Annotated in this window: 14 protein-coding genes; 7 read left to right on the top strand and 7 right to left on the bottom strand. The window is 60.9% G+C overall.

The annotated features are described in order from the left end of the window. Nucleotides 1-96: 96 nt before the first annotated feature. Nucleotides 97-852 carry an ArsR/SmtB family transcription factor gene (locus J3P81_RS10145; RefSeq protein WP_434563533.1) on the bottom strand — a complete coding sequence of 252 codons (756 nt, stop codon included), beginning with the start codon at nucleotides 850-852 and terminating at the stop codon, nucleotides 97-99. An 80-nt stretch (nucleotides 853-932) separates the two neighbouring features. On the opposite strand from J3P81_RS10145, the gene J3P81_RS10140 reads away from it, so the two are divergent. After that, nucleotides 933-2,054 (top strand): cytochrome P450, encoded by a 1,122-nt coding sequence (locus J3P81_RS10140; RefSeq protein ID WP_434563531.1) that lies wholly within the window; start codon nucleotides 933-935, stop codon nucleotides 2,052-2,054. Nucleotides 2,055-2,065: 11 nt separating this feature from the next. Here J3P81_RS10140 and J3P81_RS10135 read toward each other — a convergent pair whose 3' ends face one another. Then, the gene (locus J3P81_RS10135) at nucleotides 2,066-2,407 is read right to left on the bottom strand and encodes an FKBP-type peptidyl-prolyl cis-trans isomerase (protein WP_434563529.1); all 342 of its coding nucleotides are present in this window, start codon (nucleotides 2,405-2,407) and stop codon (nucleotides 2,066-2,068) included. 139 nt (nucleotides 2,408-2,546) lie between these two features. Here J3P81_RS10135 and J3P81_RS10130 point away from each other — a divergent pair, with 139 nt between their 5' ends. Then, nucleotides 2,547-3,611 (top strand): M4 family metallopeptidase, encoded by a 1,065-nt coding sequence (locus tag J3P81_RS10130; RefSeq protein ID WP_420764478.1) that lies wholly within the window; start codon nucleotides 2,547-2,549, stop codon nucleotides 3,609-3,611. After that, nucleotides 3,608-3,931 (top strand): protealysin inhibitor emfourin, encoded by a 324-nt coding sequence (locus J3P81_RS10125; protein ID WP_434563527.1) that lies wholly within the window; start codon nucleotides 3,608-3,610, stop codon nucleotides 3,929-3,931. The genes J3P81_RS10130 and J3P81_RS10125 overlap by 4 nt, the downstream gene beginning before the upstream one ends. 12 nt (nucleotides 3,932-3,943) lie before the next feature. On the opposite strand, the gene J3P81_RS10120 is transcribed toward J3P81_RS10125, so the two are convergent. After that, entirely contained in the window at nucleotides 3,944-4,252 is a 309-nt protein-coding gene (locus J3P81_RS10120; RefSeq protein ID WP_434563525.1) for an RcnB family protein, read from the bottom strand. Between the two features lie 151 nt (nucleotides 4,253-4,403). On the opposite strand from J3P81_RS10120, the gene J3P81_RS10115 reads away from it, so the two are divergent. Next, nucleotides 4,404-5,504, top strand: a complete 1,101-nt coding sequence (locus J3P81_RS10115; RefSeq protein WP_434563523.1) for a DNA alkylation repair protein — start codon at nucleotides 4,404-4,406, stop codon at nucleotides 5,502-5,504. Between the two features lie 9 nt (nucleotides 5,505-5,513). Here J3P81_RS10115 and J3P81_RS10110 read toward each other — a convergent pair whose 3' ends face one another. Next, nucleotides 5,514-7,592 (bottom strand): putative bifunctional diguanylate cyclase/phosphodiesterase, encoded by a 2,079-nt coding sequence (locus J3P81_RS10110; RefSeq protein ID WP_434563521.1) that lies wholly within the window; start codon nucleotides 7,590-7,592, stop codon nucleotides 5,514-5,516. A gap of 278 nt (nucleotides 7,593-7,870) precedes the next feature. On the opposite strand from J3P81_RS10110, the gene pncA reads away from it, so the two are divergent. After that, complete coding sequence (gene pncA, locus J3P81_RS10105) at nucleotides 7,871-8,527, top strand: bifunctional nicotinamidase/pyrazinamidase (protein ID WP_434563519.1); 657 nt, start codon at nucleotides 7,871-7,873, stop codon at nucleotides 8,525-8,527. Nucleotides 8,528-8,565: 38 nt separating this feature from the next. Next, nucleotides 8,566-9,207 carry a DUF1345 domain-containing protein gene (locus J3P81_RS10100; RefSeq protein ID WP_434563517.1) on the top strand — a complete coding sequence of 214 codons (642 nt, stop codon included), beginning with the start codon at nucleotides 8,566-8,568 and terminating at the stop codon, nucleotides 9,205-9,207. A gap of 58 nt (nucleotides 9,208-9,265) precedes the next feature. Here the strand turns inward: J3P81_RS10100 and J3P81_RS10095 are convergent, their stop codons facing one another. Both J3P81_RS10095 and J3P81_RS10090 read right to left on the bottom strand, forming a co-directional pair. Further along, the gene (locus J3P81_RS10095) at nucleotides 9,266-10,570 is read right to left on the bottom strand and encodes an ATP-binding protein (protein ID WP_434563515.1); all 1,305 of its coding nucleotides are present in this window, start codon (nucleotides 10,568-10,570) and stop codon (nucleotides 9,266-9,268) included. 3 nt (nucleotides 10,571-10,573) lie between these two features. Beyond that, entirely contained in the window at nucleotides 10,574-11,275 is a 702-nt protein-coding gene (locus J3P81_RS10090; protein WP_420764487.1) for a response regulator, read from the bottom strand. A gap of 411 nt (nucleotides 11,276-11,686) precedes the next feature. Between J3P81_RS10090 and J3P81_RS10085 the strand changes: the two genes are divergently transcribed. Then, nucleotides 11,687-12,166, top strand: a complete 480-nt coding sequence (locus tag J3P81_RS10085; protein WP_434563513.1) for a hypothetical protein — start codon at nucleotides 11,687-11,689, stop codon at nucleotides 12,164-12,166. A 48-nt stretch (nucleotides 12,167-12,214) separates the two neighbouring features. Here the strand turns inward: J3P81_RS10085 and J3P81_RS10080 are convergent, their stop codons facing one another. Beyond that, nucleotides 12,215-14,677: an autotransporter outer membrane beta-barrel domain-containing protein gene (locus J3P81_RS10080; protein ID WP_434563511.1), complete on the bottom strand. Its 2,463-nt coding sequence runs from the start codon at nucleotides 14,675-14,677 to the stop codon at nucleotides 12,215-12,217. Nucleotides 14,678-14,780: the final 103 nt, after the last annotated feature.

Genomic DNA, 14,780 nt, shown 5'->3' with positions numbered 1-14,780 from the left:
GCGGTGGGTCAGCTTGCAAAAGGATTGAATGAGACGCCGCCATCGCGAGCAGGCTCGCTCCCACAGGAAATCTCGGGGTGGTCTTGAGTGTTGAGTTCAGCGCAAGTCCATTGTGGGAGCGAGCTTGCTCGCGATGGCGCCAGTCGATATGGCATCGAATTCCGCATCGATCCCAAACCGCCCTGCCATTTCCTTGCGGCCGCTGGCCGTCAACCCCAGCGCCCGGCTGTCCAGGTCCTGGACCAGCCATTTGCGCTTGATCGCCAGTTGCAGCAACGCCGCCCCCAAGGCACCGCCCAGGTGCGGCCGGCGCATGCTCCAGTCCAGGCATGGGCAGGCGAAACGGCGTCGTTGGGCCGTCAATGCCTGCACATCGATACCCAAGCCTTCGAACAGCGCCTCACCCGTTTCACCCAGCCGATACCCTTGGCCGTCCACCTCGACCAGCCACCCGGCTTCGAGCAAGCGGTCGTGCAGCCGCACCGCTAGGGTGCCCGCCATATGGTCGTAACAGGTGCGAGCAAACTGCAGGCGATCCGGCGTACGTGGGGTGAAGGTCGGCGCGGCGTCCTGGCCAATCACCATCAACGCCTCGAGGGCAGCGGCCACGCGTTTGTCGGCGAGGCTGTAATAACGATGACGGCCCTGCACATGCAAGCGCACCAGCGCCGACTCCTTGAGCTTCGCCAGGTGGGCGCTGGCGGTGGAGGCACTGACATCGGCGATGCTTGCCAGCTCCGTGCTGGTGCGGGCGTGGCCGTCCATCAGCGCGCAGAGCATTCGAGTGCGGGCCGGTTCGGCAATGGCCGCGGCTACCTGGGACACGCCCACATCGTGTTGCTCTGCGTTCATATTTCGCTCCCGGACGAATCAAGCCATGCGTCGACTGGAGATAGTAGCAGCACTCTCCCCGCACGAACGAGGCAACCATCATGGACCCGATCACCGCCGCGACACACGCCGATCCCTACCCATATTATTCGACCCTTCGCGCCAACGGCGGGCTGGACTTCGACCCACACTTGAATATCTGGGTCGCTAGCAGCGCCGAAGCGGTGTGCGCGGTCTTGCATCATCCCGACTGCCACGTGCGCCCCGCCCACGAGCCGGTGCCGAAGGCGATTGCCGAGGGGCCTGCCGGCCGAGTGTTCGGGCGCCTGATGCGGATGAACGAAGGTGAACGACAACGCTGCCCGAGGGCGGCCATCGCGCCGAGGTTGCAGGACATCGATCCCCGCCAGGTCGAGGCGCTGGTGAAGGCGCGCTTGCTCAGGCATGGCGCCGAAGGCGTGCGCCAGGCGCAGTTCAGCGGCCCGGTCAGCGTGGTGGCGCAACTGCTGGGTTTCAATCCGACGGACAGTCACCTGATCAGCGAGCTGACGGGTGATTTCGTCGCCTGCCTGTCGCCCCTGAGCCAAGCTCCACAACGGGAGGCCGCCCACCGGGCCAGCGAGCAACTGGCAAGGCTTTTCCAGGAGCGGATCGTCGCGCGAGACAGTCAGTTATTGAACGGCATCTGCCAGGGCTTCGAAGACGCCGACCCAGACAGCCGGACCGCCAACCTGATCGGCTTGCTTTCGCAAACCCATGAGGCCACCGCAGGCCTGATCGGTAACGCATTGTTGGCGTTGATCCGTGATCCCGCGCTACATCAAGTGCTCCGGGACGACCCCACGCAGATCAACTCATTATTGGCCGAAGTCCAACGTTTCGACCCAGCCGTGCAGAACACCCGACGCTTCATCGCCGCGCCTTGCGAGATCCTTGGCGCTGCGCTGTCCCAGGGAGACGCAGTCCTGGTGCTGCTAGCCGCGGCCAACCGCGACCCGCAGCTCAACCCAGCGCCCGATACCCTGCTGTTGGATCGCCCGAATCGGCGCAGTTTCAGCTTCGGCAGCGGCCGCCACGAATGTCCAGGCCAGGCCCTGGCGATGGACATCGCCCGCGCATCCCTGGAGGCAATCCTGGAACGCACGCCGTGCCTGGATCAACTGGCCTGGCACTACCGCCCCTCGACCAACGGACGGATCCCGCTGTTCAGCGACCGGTCATGAACGAAGACGCCTCAATCGTCCCGCGTCAGGACTTCCAGCAACTCGATTTCAAAGCTGAGATTGGCGTTGGGCTTGATGTGGGCGCCCACGGACCGTTCACCGTAGGCCAGGTGCGCCGGCACCCAGAGTCTGCGCTTGCCGCCGACCTTCATGCCCATCAATCCGATATCCCAGCCCTTGATGACCCGGCCAGTGCCGATCACGCATTGGAAGGGTTTGCCGCGACTGTGGGATGAATCGAACTCTGTACCGTCTTCGAGGGTGCCGCGATATTGGGTGGTAATCAGCGCGCCTTTGACTACGCTTTTGCCGTCGCCCTCTTTTAAGTCGATGATTTGCAACTCGTCATTCATGGCGTTATTCCCGTGTGATCCAGGCGCGGGGTTTTCGCAGATATCTGCGCGACAGGCAACCTTTTGCGGCAAAGGGAACCGCAACAACCACTGTGGTTCACATGGGTATCGACCCTGCATTTCAGATAAGGATTTTCTGATGATCGACTCACGCCCGCTCCACGGCTTCATTCCGCCTTACATCCTCAACCGCATTATCGCCCATGGCTCCGAGCAGCAGCGTTCCAGCGCCCTCGGCACCCTGACTCATGTCAAGAACCTGCGCCACAACCCAGGCCCTCCCAGCAACCCACCCGCGTCCGCCAAGCTGCCCAAGCCCGGCAAGGCCGGCCAACCACAGCGCAGCATCCACGACGCCCAGAACGGCATGGAACTGCCAGGCCAACCGGTGCGCCTGGAGGGTCAATCGCCCAGTGGCGACCCGGCGGTGGACGAAGCGTACGACGCCCTCGGCGCGACCTATGACTTTTTCTGGAGGGTGCTGGAGCGTGACTCCATCGATAACAAGGGGTTTGCCCTGGTCGGCAGCGTGCATTACGGCCAGGACTACGAAAACGCCTTTTGGAACGGCGCGCAGATGGTGTTCGGCGACGGCGATGGCGAGATCTTCCAGCGCTTCACCCGCTCCCTCGACGTCGTGGCCCACGAGTTGGCCCACGGCGTCACCGAAAGCGAAGCGGGCTTGATCTATGCCAACCAGTCCGGCGCATTGAACGAATCGATTTCCGATGTGTTCGGGGTACTGGTCAAGCAATTCGTATTGGGCCAGACCGCCGAGCAGGCCGACTGGTTGATCGGCGCGGACCTGCTCACCGACAAGATCAACGGTGATGGTTTGCGCAGCATGTCCAACCCCGGCACCGCTTACGATGACCCGCTGCTGGGCAAGGATCCCCAACCGGCGCACATGCGCGAGTTCGTCATCACCCGCGAGGACAACGGCGGCGTGCACATCAACTCCGGCATTCCCAACCGGGCCTTTTATCTGGTGGCGACCGCGCTGGGCGGATTCGCCTGGGAAAAGGCCGGGAAAATCTGGTATGACACCTTGTGCGACAGGCAACTGGCCAACGACGCGTCCTTCAGCGCGTTTGCTCGCCTGACCATTGAGCACGCCCGCCAGCGTTTCGGCGAACGGGAAGTCAAAGCCGTCCAGGACGGCTGGGCACAGGTGGGTGTCGACCTGAACGAGGAGAACGGATGAAAACCCTGCCAGACCTTGATGACAAAGCGGTCGTAAAGCTGTCGCGCCAGGGCGGCGTGGCAGCCATCCATGCCCTGACCCGGCCCCGGGAAATCGAGTTCGCCCAATGCGACATCGACCAACGCACGCGCATCTGCTCGGTGCTGGAGGGGTGCCTGCCGCTCACCTCTTCCAGCCCTGGCCGCGGCGACCAGCGTTATTTCCAGATCGAGGTGCGTTACCGGGCCAACGACCAGGACGACGAAATGGTGTTGCAAGTGCCCGAGGACCGGGCACCTGGCGAGTTGGTTCATCTGTGGGATAAAGGCGAAGTGCTTTAGTGCTTTAGTGCTTTAGCGTGTCGCCGGGACGATCTTGACGATTGCGCCGGACACGGTTTCGATCAGCAGGTACTTGTCGTCGATATGCACCCATTGCTGCTCTTCTGTTGGCTGCTCGAGCTTTTTCTGCTTCCAGTCTTTCATGGCCCTGTCCGAGCGCTGGTAGTCCGCCGGGACCCGGTCGTTTTCCACCAGCCGGCGGCCATTGCTTGGCGAATGCTCCAGGGCGTCTCCGGTTTTCTCGACGGCTTGCGCGACAGGCCCAAAGGCTCCGAGGCCGGCGATCAAGACGAGGCTGGCGATGAGGGTGGGTTTGCGCATAGAAGAACTCCAATTAATTCAAGGTACTGAATCTGGGACTTCGGCGACGGCGAATCATTCCTTTTACTGTTGCTTCTGAAGGCCCCATTCCCATGTGGCGGCTATGGCATAGTGGCGAGCCTTGGCCCAACACCCGCCGGACGGACCCAACATGAGCACCACCACCTCTTCCCCAGCCCTCAAGGAAATCTTCAACAACGCCCGCCTGGAACACATCGCCACCGAAATGCGCGCGGTGTACCCGGCGTTCGATGCCAAGGCGTTCCTGGACATGACCAACGATGGGCTGGCGCAGTTGTCGGTGATGCAGCGCATGGCGCGGGTCAGCGAGTGTCTGCATACGGTCTTGCCGCTGGATTACGAATCATCGCTGGAAGTACTGCGTGCCCTGGCGCCGCGGTTGAACAGCATGTTCGTGAGCATGTTCCTGCCGCACTACGTGGCGTCGTACGGTCGGCATGCCTTCGAGGCGTCCATGGACGCGCTCAAGTATTTCACCCGGTTCGGCTCCGCGGAATTCGCCGTGCGGCATTTCCTGCGCGATGACCTGGCGGGTACTTTAGAAGTGATGCATGAATGGGCACTGGACGCCAACGAGCACGTGCGCCGCCTCGCCAGCGAAGGCAGCCGCCCGCGCCTGCCCTGGTCATTCCATCTGGAGCCGATCCAGGCCAACCCGGAACTCGCTGCCGCCATCCTCGATGCGCTCAAGGCCGACGACAGCCTGTACGTGCGCAAATCCGTCGCCAACCACCTGAACGATGTGACCAAGCAGCACCCCGACTGGGTCCTTGACCGCATCGAAGGCTGGCCGCTCCAGGAGCGCCACACCGCCTGGATCGCCCGGCATGCCCTGCGCAGCTTGATCAAGCAAGGTAACCCCCGGGCGCTGGCGGTCATCGGAGCGGGAGGTAAGGCGCAGGTCGAGGTCTCGGATCTGCAAGTGCTGCCGGCGGTGATTCGCCTGGGCGAGCAGGTCACGTTGTCGTTCAAGGTGCAATCGACTTGTCCCGAGAACCAACGCTTGGTGATCGATTATGCGATCGATTACGTAAAAGCCTCGGGCGGTACGTCGGCCAAGGTGTTCAAACTCAGGACCTTCGACCTGCCCGCCCTGGCGTGCGCCAACCTCAGCCGCTCCCAGCACATCCGCGAGCTGACCACGCGCCGACACTATGAGGGCCGGCATGCGGTACATGTGCTGATCAATGGCGAGCGGCTGGGCAGCACCGCGTTCGACATCGTCCCCTGAGCAATCGCCTCAGGCGATCGCCACGCGCGGGAATTGGCGGATGTTCTTGAGGAAATGCTCGGCCGGTTGCGGATGCCCCAGCAGATATCCTTGCAGTGAATCGCAGCCCAACTGCGTCAGGAAGTCCTGTTGTACATCGGTCTCCACCCCTTCGGCGACGATCCGCAGCCCCAGGGCCTGGCCGAGGGCGACGATGGCCGAGACGATGGCCGCGTCATCGCTGTCGTGCTCCAGGTCGCGCACGAAACCGCGATCGATCTTCAACTCGTTGGCCGGCAGGCGCTTGAGGTACATCAGGCTCGAATAGCCGGTGCCGAAGTCGTCGATGGACAGGTCCACGCCCATGTCCGACAGCTGTTGCAGCACCGTCATGCTCGCGTCCGCGTCGCTCATGGCAGTGGTCTCGGTGATTTCCAGCGTCAGGCTGTTGGCCGGCAAATGATGAGTTTCCAGCGCCTTGGCCACGCTCTGCACCAGGCCCGCATGGCAGAACTGCAAGGCCGAGAGATTCACCGCGATGCGCCAGTCGGTGTAGCCCAGCACGTACCATTCGCGCATCTGCCGGCAGGCTTCGTTGAGCACCCATTCGCCGATCGGAATGATCAACCCGGTCTTCTCCGCCAGGTCGATGAAGGTGTCGGGCATCAGCAGGCCCTGGGTTGGATGAGTCCAGCGCAGCAGCGCTTCGGCACCTACCGGACGGCCCTTCGCGGCGTCGAACTTGGGCTGGTAATGCAGGCTGAACTGCCGCTGCTCGACGGCGATGCGCAAGTCTTGCAGCAGTTGCAATTGCTTGCGGGCGTTGCTGTTCATCGAGGCGTCGAAGAAGCTGTAGCCGTTCTTGCCGGCGCCCTTGGCGTGATACATCGCCGCGTCCGCGTTCATCAACAGTTCATCGGCGCTCTGGCCGTTGCCCGGATAAAGCGAGATGCCGACACTGGCGGAGATCTGCAGGTCATGGTCGGCGACCCGGAACGTGCCGCCGATCAATGCAACCTGCCGAGCGGCCAGGCGCAGGGCGTCGTCCGGCTCGGCCAGTTGCACCAGCAGGACGAACTCGTCGCCACCGATCCGTGCGAGGGTGTCCTGGTTGCGCAGATCCTCGCGCAGGCGCAGGGCCACGTCCCGCAGCAACAGGTCGCCCATGTGATGGCCAAACGCGTCGTTCACCGGTTTGAAGCCATCCAGGTCAATGAACATCAAGGCGAAACACCCGCCCTGTTCCTGCACGCGGTGCATGGCTTGGCCAATGCGATCGGCCAGCAAAACACGGTTGGGCAGTCCGGTCAGGGGGTCGTGCAAGGCCAGTTGAGTCAGCTCCCGGTTGGCCTGGGTCAGCGACCTGGCCAACTCCGCCGTACGCGCTTCAAGGCGTGCGTCGAGGATGGAAGTCAGCAAGGTAATCGCCAGGATTGCCAGGGTGGTAATCAGCACCACATTGTCCAGCCCCTTGCCGCTCAAGCCATCCAGGGCCCCGCAGAAACTGCCTTCGCGGAACTGCGCCGCGGCCATGCCGGTGTAGTGCATGCCGACGATGGCGACGCCCATCACCACGGCGGCGCCGGCACGAGCCAGGCGTACGTGAGGCGTATTCTGGCGAAGATGAAAGGCGATCCATAACGCCGCCGCGCACGCTACGACGGCAATCAACAACGAAGCCCCGAACAGCGTCGGGTCGTAATCGATGCCCGGTTGCATCCGCAACGCGGCCATGCCGGTGTAATGCATGGCACTGATGCCAGTACCCATCACCAACGCGCCGAACGCCAAATGCCAGGCGCGCAGTTGTGGCTGGCTGACCAACCACAGCGCAAAGCCGCTGGAAAGGACGGCAATCAGCAAAGACAGCGCAGTGATCGCCAAATCGTAGCCAAGCTCTACCGGCAAGGTGAAAGCGAGCATGCCGATGAAATGCATGGACCAGATGCCCACCCCCATCGCCAACGCACCACCGGCCATCCAGAAGTGAACGGCGCGCCCCTGAGCGGTGGCGATACGCCCGGCCAGATCCAGCGCGGTGTAGGACGCCAGGATTGCAACAAACAGGGAAAACGAAACGAGAGCGGGTGAATAGCTGCCGATGAGCATGGGTTTTTTCTCGTGACCTTAAGGCCGTACTGCTTCCATGCCCGGTTGAAAGTTGGCGATTCTACACAGTCGCTACAGAAGTGCATCAAAAAGCCATCATACAAAAAATATTTGCGACGAAAGACACTGGGCTCCCCTGTAGCGGCCCTTATCCGCAGGGCGTCGTCCACCGGCCATGTGGAATCAAGCTTGCTCGCGATGCGGTGCCCGGCACAAACAACCACCTGAGCCGGAACCGATTCGGCTAAGCTCTTCAGTTCCCCCCAGGAGCAGCCGGCATGACCCTAGCGGATACCAAAGCCACAACCACCGCTTTACTCGTGATTGACATCCAGAACGACTTCATCCCTGGCGGCCAACTGGCCGTGCCGGGTGGCGACGAAATCGTGCCGCTGGTCAACCGACTCGGCCGTTCGTTCCTGAACGTCGTCTGCGCCCAGGACTGGCACCCCGCCGGGCACGCCTCGTTCGCCTCCAGCCATGAAGACAAGCAACCCTTCGACCTCATCCAGCTCCCCTACGGCGAACAAAAGCTCTGGCCCGATCACTGTGTCCAGGATACCCCGGGCGCCGCGCTGCACCCTGACCTCGACTTGCCTCATGCCCAATTGGTCATTCGCAAGGGGTGCAACCCGGCCATCGACAGTTACTCGGCCTTCATGGAAGCCGACCGCCAGACCCCGACCGGCCTGACCGGCTACTTCAAGGAACGCGGCATCGACACGGTGTACATGGTCGGATTGGCCCTGGACTTCTGCGTGATGTACTCGGCGCTGGACGCACGAATGGCTGGCTTCAACGCGATCGTCGTTCTGGACGCTTGTCGGGGCATCGATATCGACGGTTCGATGGACGCGGCCATGCGGCGCATGCAGGAGGCCGGCGTGCGGCTGATTCAATCCAGCGACATCGCCAGCCCGGCGTTTGCCGGATGACTGTTACTACCCGTATTCCCTTGTCACAGTGAGTTCCCATGCCCCGCCTCACCCGCACTCACCCGCGCCTTTCCTGGGCCACGATCATTGGCCTGGCCGCGGGTTTGTCGATGCCCGCTGACTCGGTCATCGGCAAGATCCTGATCGGCTGGAACGTCGGGGTCTGGACTTATCTGCTGTTGATGTTCTGGCTCACGGTGCGGGCCAAGGCGCCGGACGTGAAGCGCATCGCCGAAATGGAAGACGAAAACGCCCGGCTCGTGTTGTTGATGGTTTGCATCGCAGCCTTGGCCAGCCTGGCGACCATCACCTTTGAACTGGCCGGAAGCCGCGACCTGCAAACGGCCGGCAAGTGGCTGCACTATGGCGCGACCGCGTTGACCGTGATCGGCTCATGGTTGCTGATCGGAGTGATCTTCAGCGTTCACTACGCCCGGCTGTATTACACCTGGAACGGCAAGGAACCGGCGCTGCGTTTTGCCGAAGGCCTGGCCACACCCAATTACTGGGATTTCCTGTACTTCTCGTTCACCATCGGGGTGGCGGTGCAGACCTCGGACGTGGGGGTTGCCACGCGGCAGTTGCGCAAGATCGTGTTGGCGCAGTCGTTGATCGGTTTTGTGTTCAATACGGCGATATTGGGGTTTTCGATCAATATTGCGGCGGGGTTGTTTGGATGACTGTATGGGGCCACTTCGTGGCCCAGCGGGAGCAAGCTCCCTCGCCACAGGGATGGTGTCAGGCTTCAGGTGTTGGCAGCCACAGCCGGAAGCGTGCCCCCCCTAGCGGCGAATTCTCGACCGTCAGCGTGCCGCCCTGGGCTTGCAGGGCGCGGCGGCTGATTGCCAGGCCGAGGCCGAAGCCGCCCGTGGCCCGGTCGCGACTGCGGTCCAGGCGGTAGAACGGCTCGAAGACGCGCTCGCGCTCGCTGTCGGGAATGCCGATGCCGTCGTCGTCGACCCAGATTTCACAGCCTTGCTCGCTGACCAGCACGCCGACCTGGATGCGTTTCTCGCAATAGCGCATGGCATTGCGGAGCAGGTTCTGCAAAGCGCGGGCGGTGAGGCGCGGGTCCAGCACAAAACGCTCCAGCGCCCCGTGCAGCAGCACGTCGATCACCACCTCTGGCGCGGCCAGGTCTTCGTCGAGGCTGCCCAGGATACTGTCGATGAACTCGTCCAGCGGCACTTCGACCCGCTCCGGCAACCGCTCCGGATTTTGCAAGCGGCTGTAGGACAGCAGTTCCAGCACCAACTCGTCCAGTTCGCGAATGTGCGCCACCAACCCTTGCAGACGCTCGCGACTGGCCGTCGGCATCTCCTCCGACAACGCCAGAGCGAGGCCAAAATCGAGCCGAGTCAGGGGCGTGCGCAGTTCATGGGACACGGCGTTTAGCAGGTCCCTCTGCTGGTTGAGCAGATTCTCGATGTCCCCGGCCATGGTGTCGAATACGTGGGCCAGGCTGCCGATGTTCGAGCGCGGCGCAATGTGCGTGCGCTCGCTCAAATGCCCCTTGCCGAAACGCTCGGCGGTGCGCTTCAGACGCTCCAGATCGCGCCAGTGCGGCCGCAACCAGAGCAGCAGGCAGCCCAGCATCGTCGCGCCGATCAACACGTTGATGCTCCAATACAACCAACTGACATCCGCCGGGTCGGGCGGCACGATCATCTTCACCGCCGTGTGCTCGTCCAGCGGCGCGGCCGCCAGGGTTCGCCAGCCCCAGTCACCGATGCGCACCACGTTTTCACCGCGCTTGAGACGCGCCTGTTCGGTTGCGGTGAAACCGGCGTCCCCGGTGGTCGCCAACTCGATGCGCAATGGCTCGAACTCCTTGTCCATCTGCGCCGCCAGCGCCGGCCATTGCTCGCTGGGCGCGGCGCGGAACTGCTTGACCATCAGGGTTTGCAGGCCACGGGAATAGTCGAGGTTGTAGGTTTGGAAACGCTCGTGGAACAGGCGGATCACCAGTTCCGGCATCAAATAGATCGCCGCGCTGTAGGAAACGATGGTGACCAGATAAAGGCGAATCAGCAGCTTCCACATCGATCAGCATTCCCACTCGGAGCGGCTGAACAGGTAACCCTTGCCCCACACGGTCTTGATCTTGCGCGCCTCGCCGGCGTTGTCGTCGAACTTGCGCCGCAGCTTGGAAATGGCCACGTCCACCGAACGGTCGGTGCCGTTGAACTCGATACCGCGCAGCCGTTGCAGGATCTGGTCGCGGCTCAGCACTTCGCCTGAATGACGGGCCAGCACCACCAGCAGGTTGTACTCGCCGCTGGACAACTCCACCGGCTGCCCGCGCCAGGTCACCGTGCGCTCGGACAGGTCGATGCACAGATTACCCATGACGATGCGGTCGTTGACCGTCTGCGGCTCGGTCAGGCTGCTGCGCCGCAACAACGTGCGCACCCGCGCCAACAGCACCCGTGGCTCGCAGGGCTTGGTGACGTAGTCGTCGGCGCCCATCTCCAGGCCCAACACCTGGTCATGGCTGTCGTCCCGCGCCGTGAGCATCAGGATTGGCAACGTCGCCGAATCGGCCCGCAGCAAACGGCACACCTGCAAGCCGTCCAGGCCCGGCAGCATCAGGTCGAGAATCACCAGGTCCGGCGGATTGGCCCGCGCACGTTCACGCACATGGTCGCCACGGTTGAGCACGCTGACTTGATAGCCGTTGCGTTCCAGGTAGCTGGCGATGAGTTCGCAGAGGGCGGCGTCGTCTTCGACGAGGAGGATGTTGGGCATGGGTGGGTCCGCTAAGTGCTGTGGCGCCTGGCAGGGCCTCATCGCGAGCAGGCTCGCTTCCACAGAGGTCTTCGGGTACGGCGCAAAACCACTGTGGGAGCGAGCATGCTCGCGATGGCGACATATCCGGCGCAGGAAATCTCAAGCCGCCAAGGATATACGCCCTCGTCCACCCGCGAGCAAAACCCTTACACAATTTCACACACAGTCGTGGCCATCCCTCGCCTCGAAGACGGAAGGGCCAAAGTGCTTAGTTTAAATTATCGCAGCGGTAGGATTCATGTCTGACAGCGCTTGTAAACTGTCAGCTCTGACAGTTTACAAGCCGTTAAAAAACGGGCCTCCTATAGTTCATCCTGAGTTAAGGCCATACGGCCTTTGGATATCTAATTCCCAAACGGAGATCGGACCATGAATGCCGCTAGCAACTCACTGAGTTTTGCACCAAACAATTACGTGCTCGCATCTGCTTACTCGACCCAGGGCAAGGAATTTCCAGAATTTGCAGCTACCTCACGATTGATTGAAAAGAAGCTTGTCGGGATAGATAAGGTAGAAACCATAGTCATTACTGCAGTGGATCGTGAGGAAAAAAAGACAACGGCAACCGCAACCACTACGCGTGAACTCATTATTTGTATCCCAGCAGACTATGAATTGGGGGTACATCAGGTAGGTAATGATCTACGAGGCACGGTCCGTTCCGATGTAGGCTTCAGCTATAAGGATGCCGATAAGTTCATCTATGAAGGGGTTTCAGGTAACATCGAATTGCTCCCTGCGTCAGAAGGGCACACAAAAGGCGTATTCAATATAGCCGTCGAAATTCCAGGGTCCGAAGGGCAGACTTTTATTCTCAAGGGAGAGTTTCAGGTGCTCAAGGCTGCATAAGCCAGAAACCAGAAAAAAGGGGAAGCCGAGGCTTCCCCTTTTTCTTTTTCAGAATTTGTAGTGAGCGCCAAAATTGAAGCCGTAATCCTTGGTCAGGTTATCGCCTTTACTGGTATCGAGTTCACCATGGACCTGCCAACGATCACTCAGTGTCCAAGAAGCACCCGCCGCCACTTCGAACCGCGTACCGGAAAGATCGTTGTTGAACTTGTTATCGTTGACCCGCACCTCGTTGTGCTTGGCAAACTCTTGGACAAGGGCTGTACGAACATGCGGTTGGAGCACGCTGCCATCGTCCAGCTTCATGCCCCGTCCCACGGACAGACCCACTTTACCCAGCATGGAACGCGTCGTGTCAGCATCCGCCTTCAAACCATTATCAAGGCTGAAGTCCTTACCCTGCACCGTCGCTACCTGCCATTGAGTGAACGGCTCGATGTAATAGCCATCTTTGAAGTCGATATGCTTGCCAAACTCAACGGATGCACTGGCGCCCAGGTTGTTGTAACCGCCCTTGGTCCTGGTGCCGTCGCTCATCGTCACCTTGGCATCATTGCGGAAATGATTGAGCTTGGCCACGGTATCCAGGTAATAACCACTGTCCCCCAGCCAAGTGCCATACATACCGAGAGAGGTGCTGTCGATTTCACCGGAGCTGCCACGGCTCAAGTCGAGGTTCGACTTGCTGTAGCCGGCGAACACGCCCAGCAACACCCGCTCACCGGCGATTTCCACCGGGGTGTCCACCCCCAGGGAAATCCCCTGTTGGTTCTGGCTATAACCATTGCCATAAGCTTTGTTGGTGACGCTGTATCGGCTGCCGAACGAACGCATCCAACCGCCCGTCTGACCTCCATTGACGCGTAGGTCGCCCATGCGGGTGTTCAATAGCGCCATTTCTCCATAAATGACCGTCGGCGCGGTGCCGAAGATCGCCATGACTGAACGGGTCGGATTGCTGATCACGTCCTTGTCGGGTTGCAGATACCAATCATCACCTTGCTTGACCAAACGGTAAGTGTATGCCCCGACATCCACCCGATCGTTGACCAGATCGTATTGAGCACCTGAAGCGACACTCTGTACCACCTTGATCGATGCGTCGCTGACAGGATCTAGCCCGGTACTGGCTACCAGCAATTGATGATTGCCAGATGCACTGCCGGTGATGTTCAAAAGATCGCTGATGCCTTGCCTGAAATCCGTACCCAGCTCGAATCGACCATTGCCCGCCAGGTTGGCTACGTCCAGCTGGAAGTATTGCTGGTTGCTGCCCAAGCGAACCGTTCCCCCGCTGTTGAGCGTGAGGTTACTCACCGCCTGGCTCTCGACCATTTGCCACAGTGCCTGGTTGCTGATAGCGAAGGTGTTAACGTTGTTGACCTTGCCGGTCAGGCTGGCACCGTTATCCAGCGCAAGGCTCGAAGCGCTGCCGGCCGCACCAGAGACATCACCGACCATCACACTTCGGTTGTTGATGGATACATTGGCAACATCCTGCAAATTACCCGTCAGCGTGGATGCGTTATTGATCACCACGCTTGAAGCGCCCAGCACATTGCCGGTCATGCTCGCTTGATTATTAAGAGTCGCGCTGGTGACGTTTTGCATGTCACCGGTCAATGACGCTGCGTTCTGCAGGGTCACGTTGCCCGTCCCGCCTGCATCCACCACGATATTGCCGGTCAGCGCGCTGTTATCGACAAGCAATCCTGCTGAGGCGCCGTTGCGCACTTCCAGCACTGTACCGTTACCGCCTATCAAGGTCGAACCGTTGCGCACCTCGATGTTGGCCACGGTTGGAACAGTCGAGGTATTGAACCCTACGACAATGGCCGAACCGGTCTTGCCCTCTATCCGGGTACCGTCCAGCACAATGGACGAAGGCGTGACTCCGGTTGGCATCGTATCGGTGCCTACCGTCAATCCGTTCAGGCCGCCGGTGATCGTACTGCCGCTGGCGGATAACGAGCCCTCCAGAAGCCGTATGCCGAAACTGTTGGCGCCGGTACCTTCCACCGTGGAGTTCTGTACGGTCAGGTTACTGAAACGGTTGCCGGCTATCCCCCCCGTCAGACCTCGTACCGTACTGTTGTTACGCAACGTTACCGTAGAGCCGCCCACGGTGTTGACGTCCCGGGCGGCCAGGATGCCAACGCCATCGGTACTGGTGACTGTGGAGTTGTCCAGCGTAGCGTTGGCGTTAGTTAGCGCGATGCCACGGGAGAACTGGCCTGTTCCGGTGGCGTTGACCGCGGAGTTAGTCAAGTTGACAGCACCACCGGCGCTGCTGATGATGCCCAACGTGGAAGCTCGCGTGCCGGTCAGGGTAGCCCCTTGCCCAACGGACCAAGTATCTACTGGGGTAGTCGCATCAATGGTCTGGTTCTGTCCGGGGAGGACGACACCTGCCGCCTGCGCCATGGACGGATTGATCAGCAAGGGCATGAACACCATGACCGCAAGGCTGAGCGTTGTCTTACGATAGGAAAAAACAGGCCTAGACGACATAAATGAGTCCTACTCGATTACGTTCCTTAGGGGAACGAATGTCCGACTCGTTATATGCGCGAGCCGAGTAAAAAAACGGTCGCCAGAGTACTGTCTACCCACC

The organism is Pseudomonas sp. R1-6, assembly GCF_051132115.1.
GTDB lineage: Bacteria > Pseudomonadota > Gammaproteobacteria > Pseudomonadales > Pseudomonadaceae > Aquipseudomonas.
This window is presented reverse-complemented; position numbering and strand designations above follow the sequence as displayed.

Coding starts and splice junctions, on each gene's coding strand:
- J3P81_RS10145 (WP_434563533.1), bottom strand. CDS start 852: ATGAACGCAGAGCAACACGATGTGGGCGTGTCCCAGGTAGCCGCGGCC.
- J3P81_RS10140 (WP_434563531.1), top strand. CDS start 933: ATGGACCCGATCACCGCCGCGACACACGCCGATCCCTACCCATATTAT.
- J3P81_RS10135 (WP_434563529.1), bottom strand. CDS start 2,407: ATGAATGACGAGTTGCAAATCATCGACTTAAAAGAGGGCGACGGCAAA.
- J3P81_RS10130 (WP_420764478.1), top strand. CDS start 2,547: ATGATCGACTCACGCCCGCTCCACGGCTTCATTCCGCCTTACATCCTC.
- J3P81_RS10125 (WP_434563527.1), top strand. CDS start 3,608: ATGAAAACCCTGCCAGACCTTGATGACAAAGCGGTCGTAAAGCTGTCG.
- J3P81_RS10120 (WP_434563525.1), bottom strand. CDS start 4,252: ATGCGCAAACCCACCCTCATCGCCAGCCTCGTCTTGATCGCCGGCCTC.
- J3P81_RS10115 (WP_434563523.1), top strand. CDS start 4,404: ATGAGCACCACCACCTCTTCCCCAGCCCTCAAGGAAATCTTCAACAAC.
- J3P81_RS10110 (WP_434563521.1), bottom strand. CDS start 7,592: ATGCTCATCGGCAGCTATTCACCCGCTCTCGTTTCGTTTTCCCTGTTT.
- pncA (WP_434563519.1), top strand. CDS start 7,871: ATGACCCTAGCGGATACCAAAGCCACAACCACCGCTTTACTCGTGATT.
- J3P81_RS10100 (WP_434563517.1), top strand. CDS start 8,566: ATGCCCCGCCTCACCCGCACTCACCCGCGCCTTTCCTGGGCCACGATC.
- J3P81_RS10095 (WP_434563515.1), bottom strand. CDS start 10,570: ATGTGGAAGCTGCTGATTCGCCTTTATCTGGTCACCATCGTTTCCTAC.
- J3P81_RS10090 (WP_420764487.1), bottom strand. CDS start 11,275: ATGCCCAACATCCTCCTCGTCGAAGACGACGCCGCCCTCTGCGAACTC.
- J3P81_RS10085 (WP_434563513.1), top strand. CDS start 11,687: ATGAATGCCGCTAGCAACTCACTGAGTTTTGCACCAAACAATTACGTG.
- J3P81_RS10080 (WP_434563511.1), bottom strand. CDS start 14,677: ATGTCGTCTAGGCCTGTTTTTTCCTATCGTAAGACAACGCTCAGCCTT.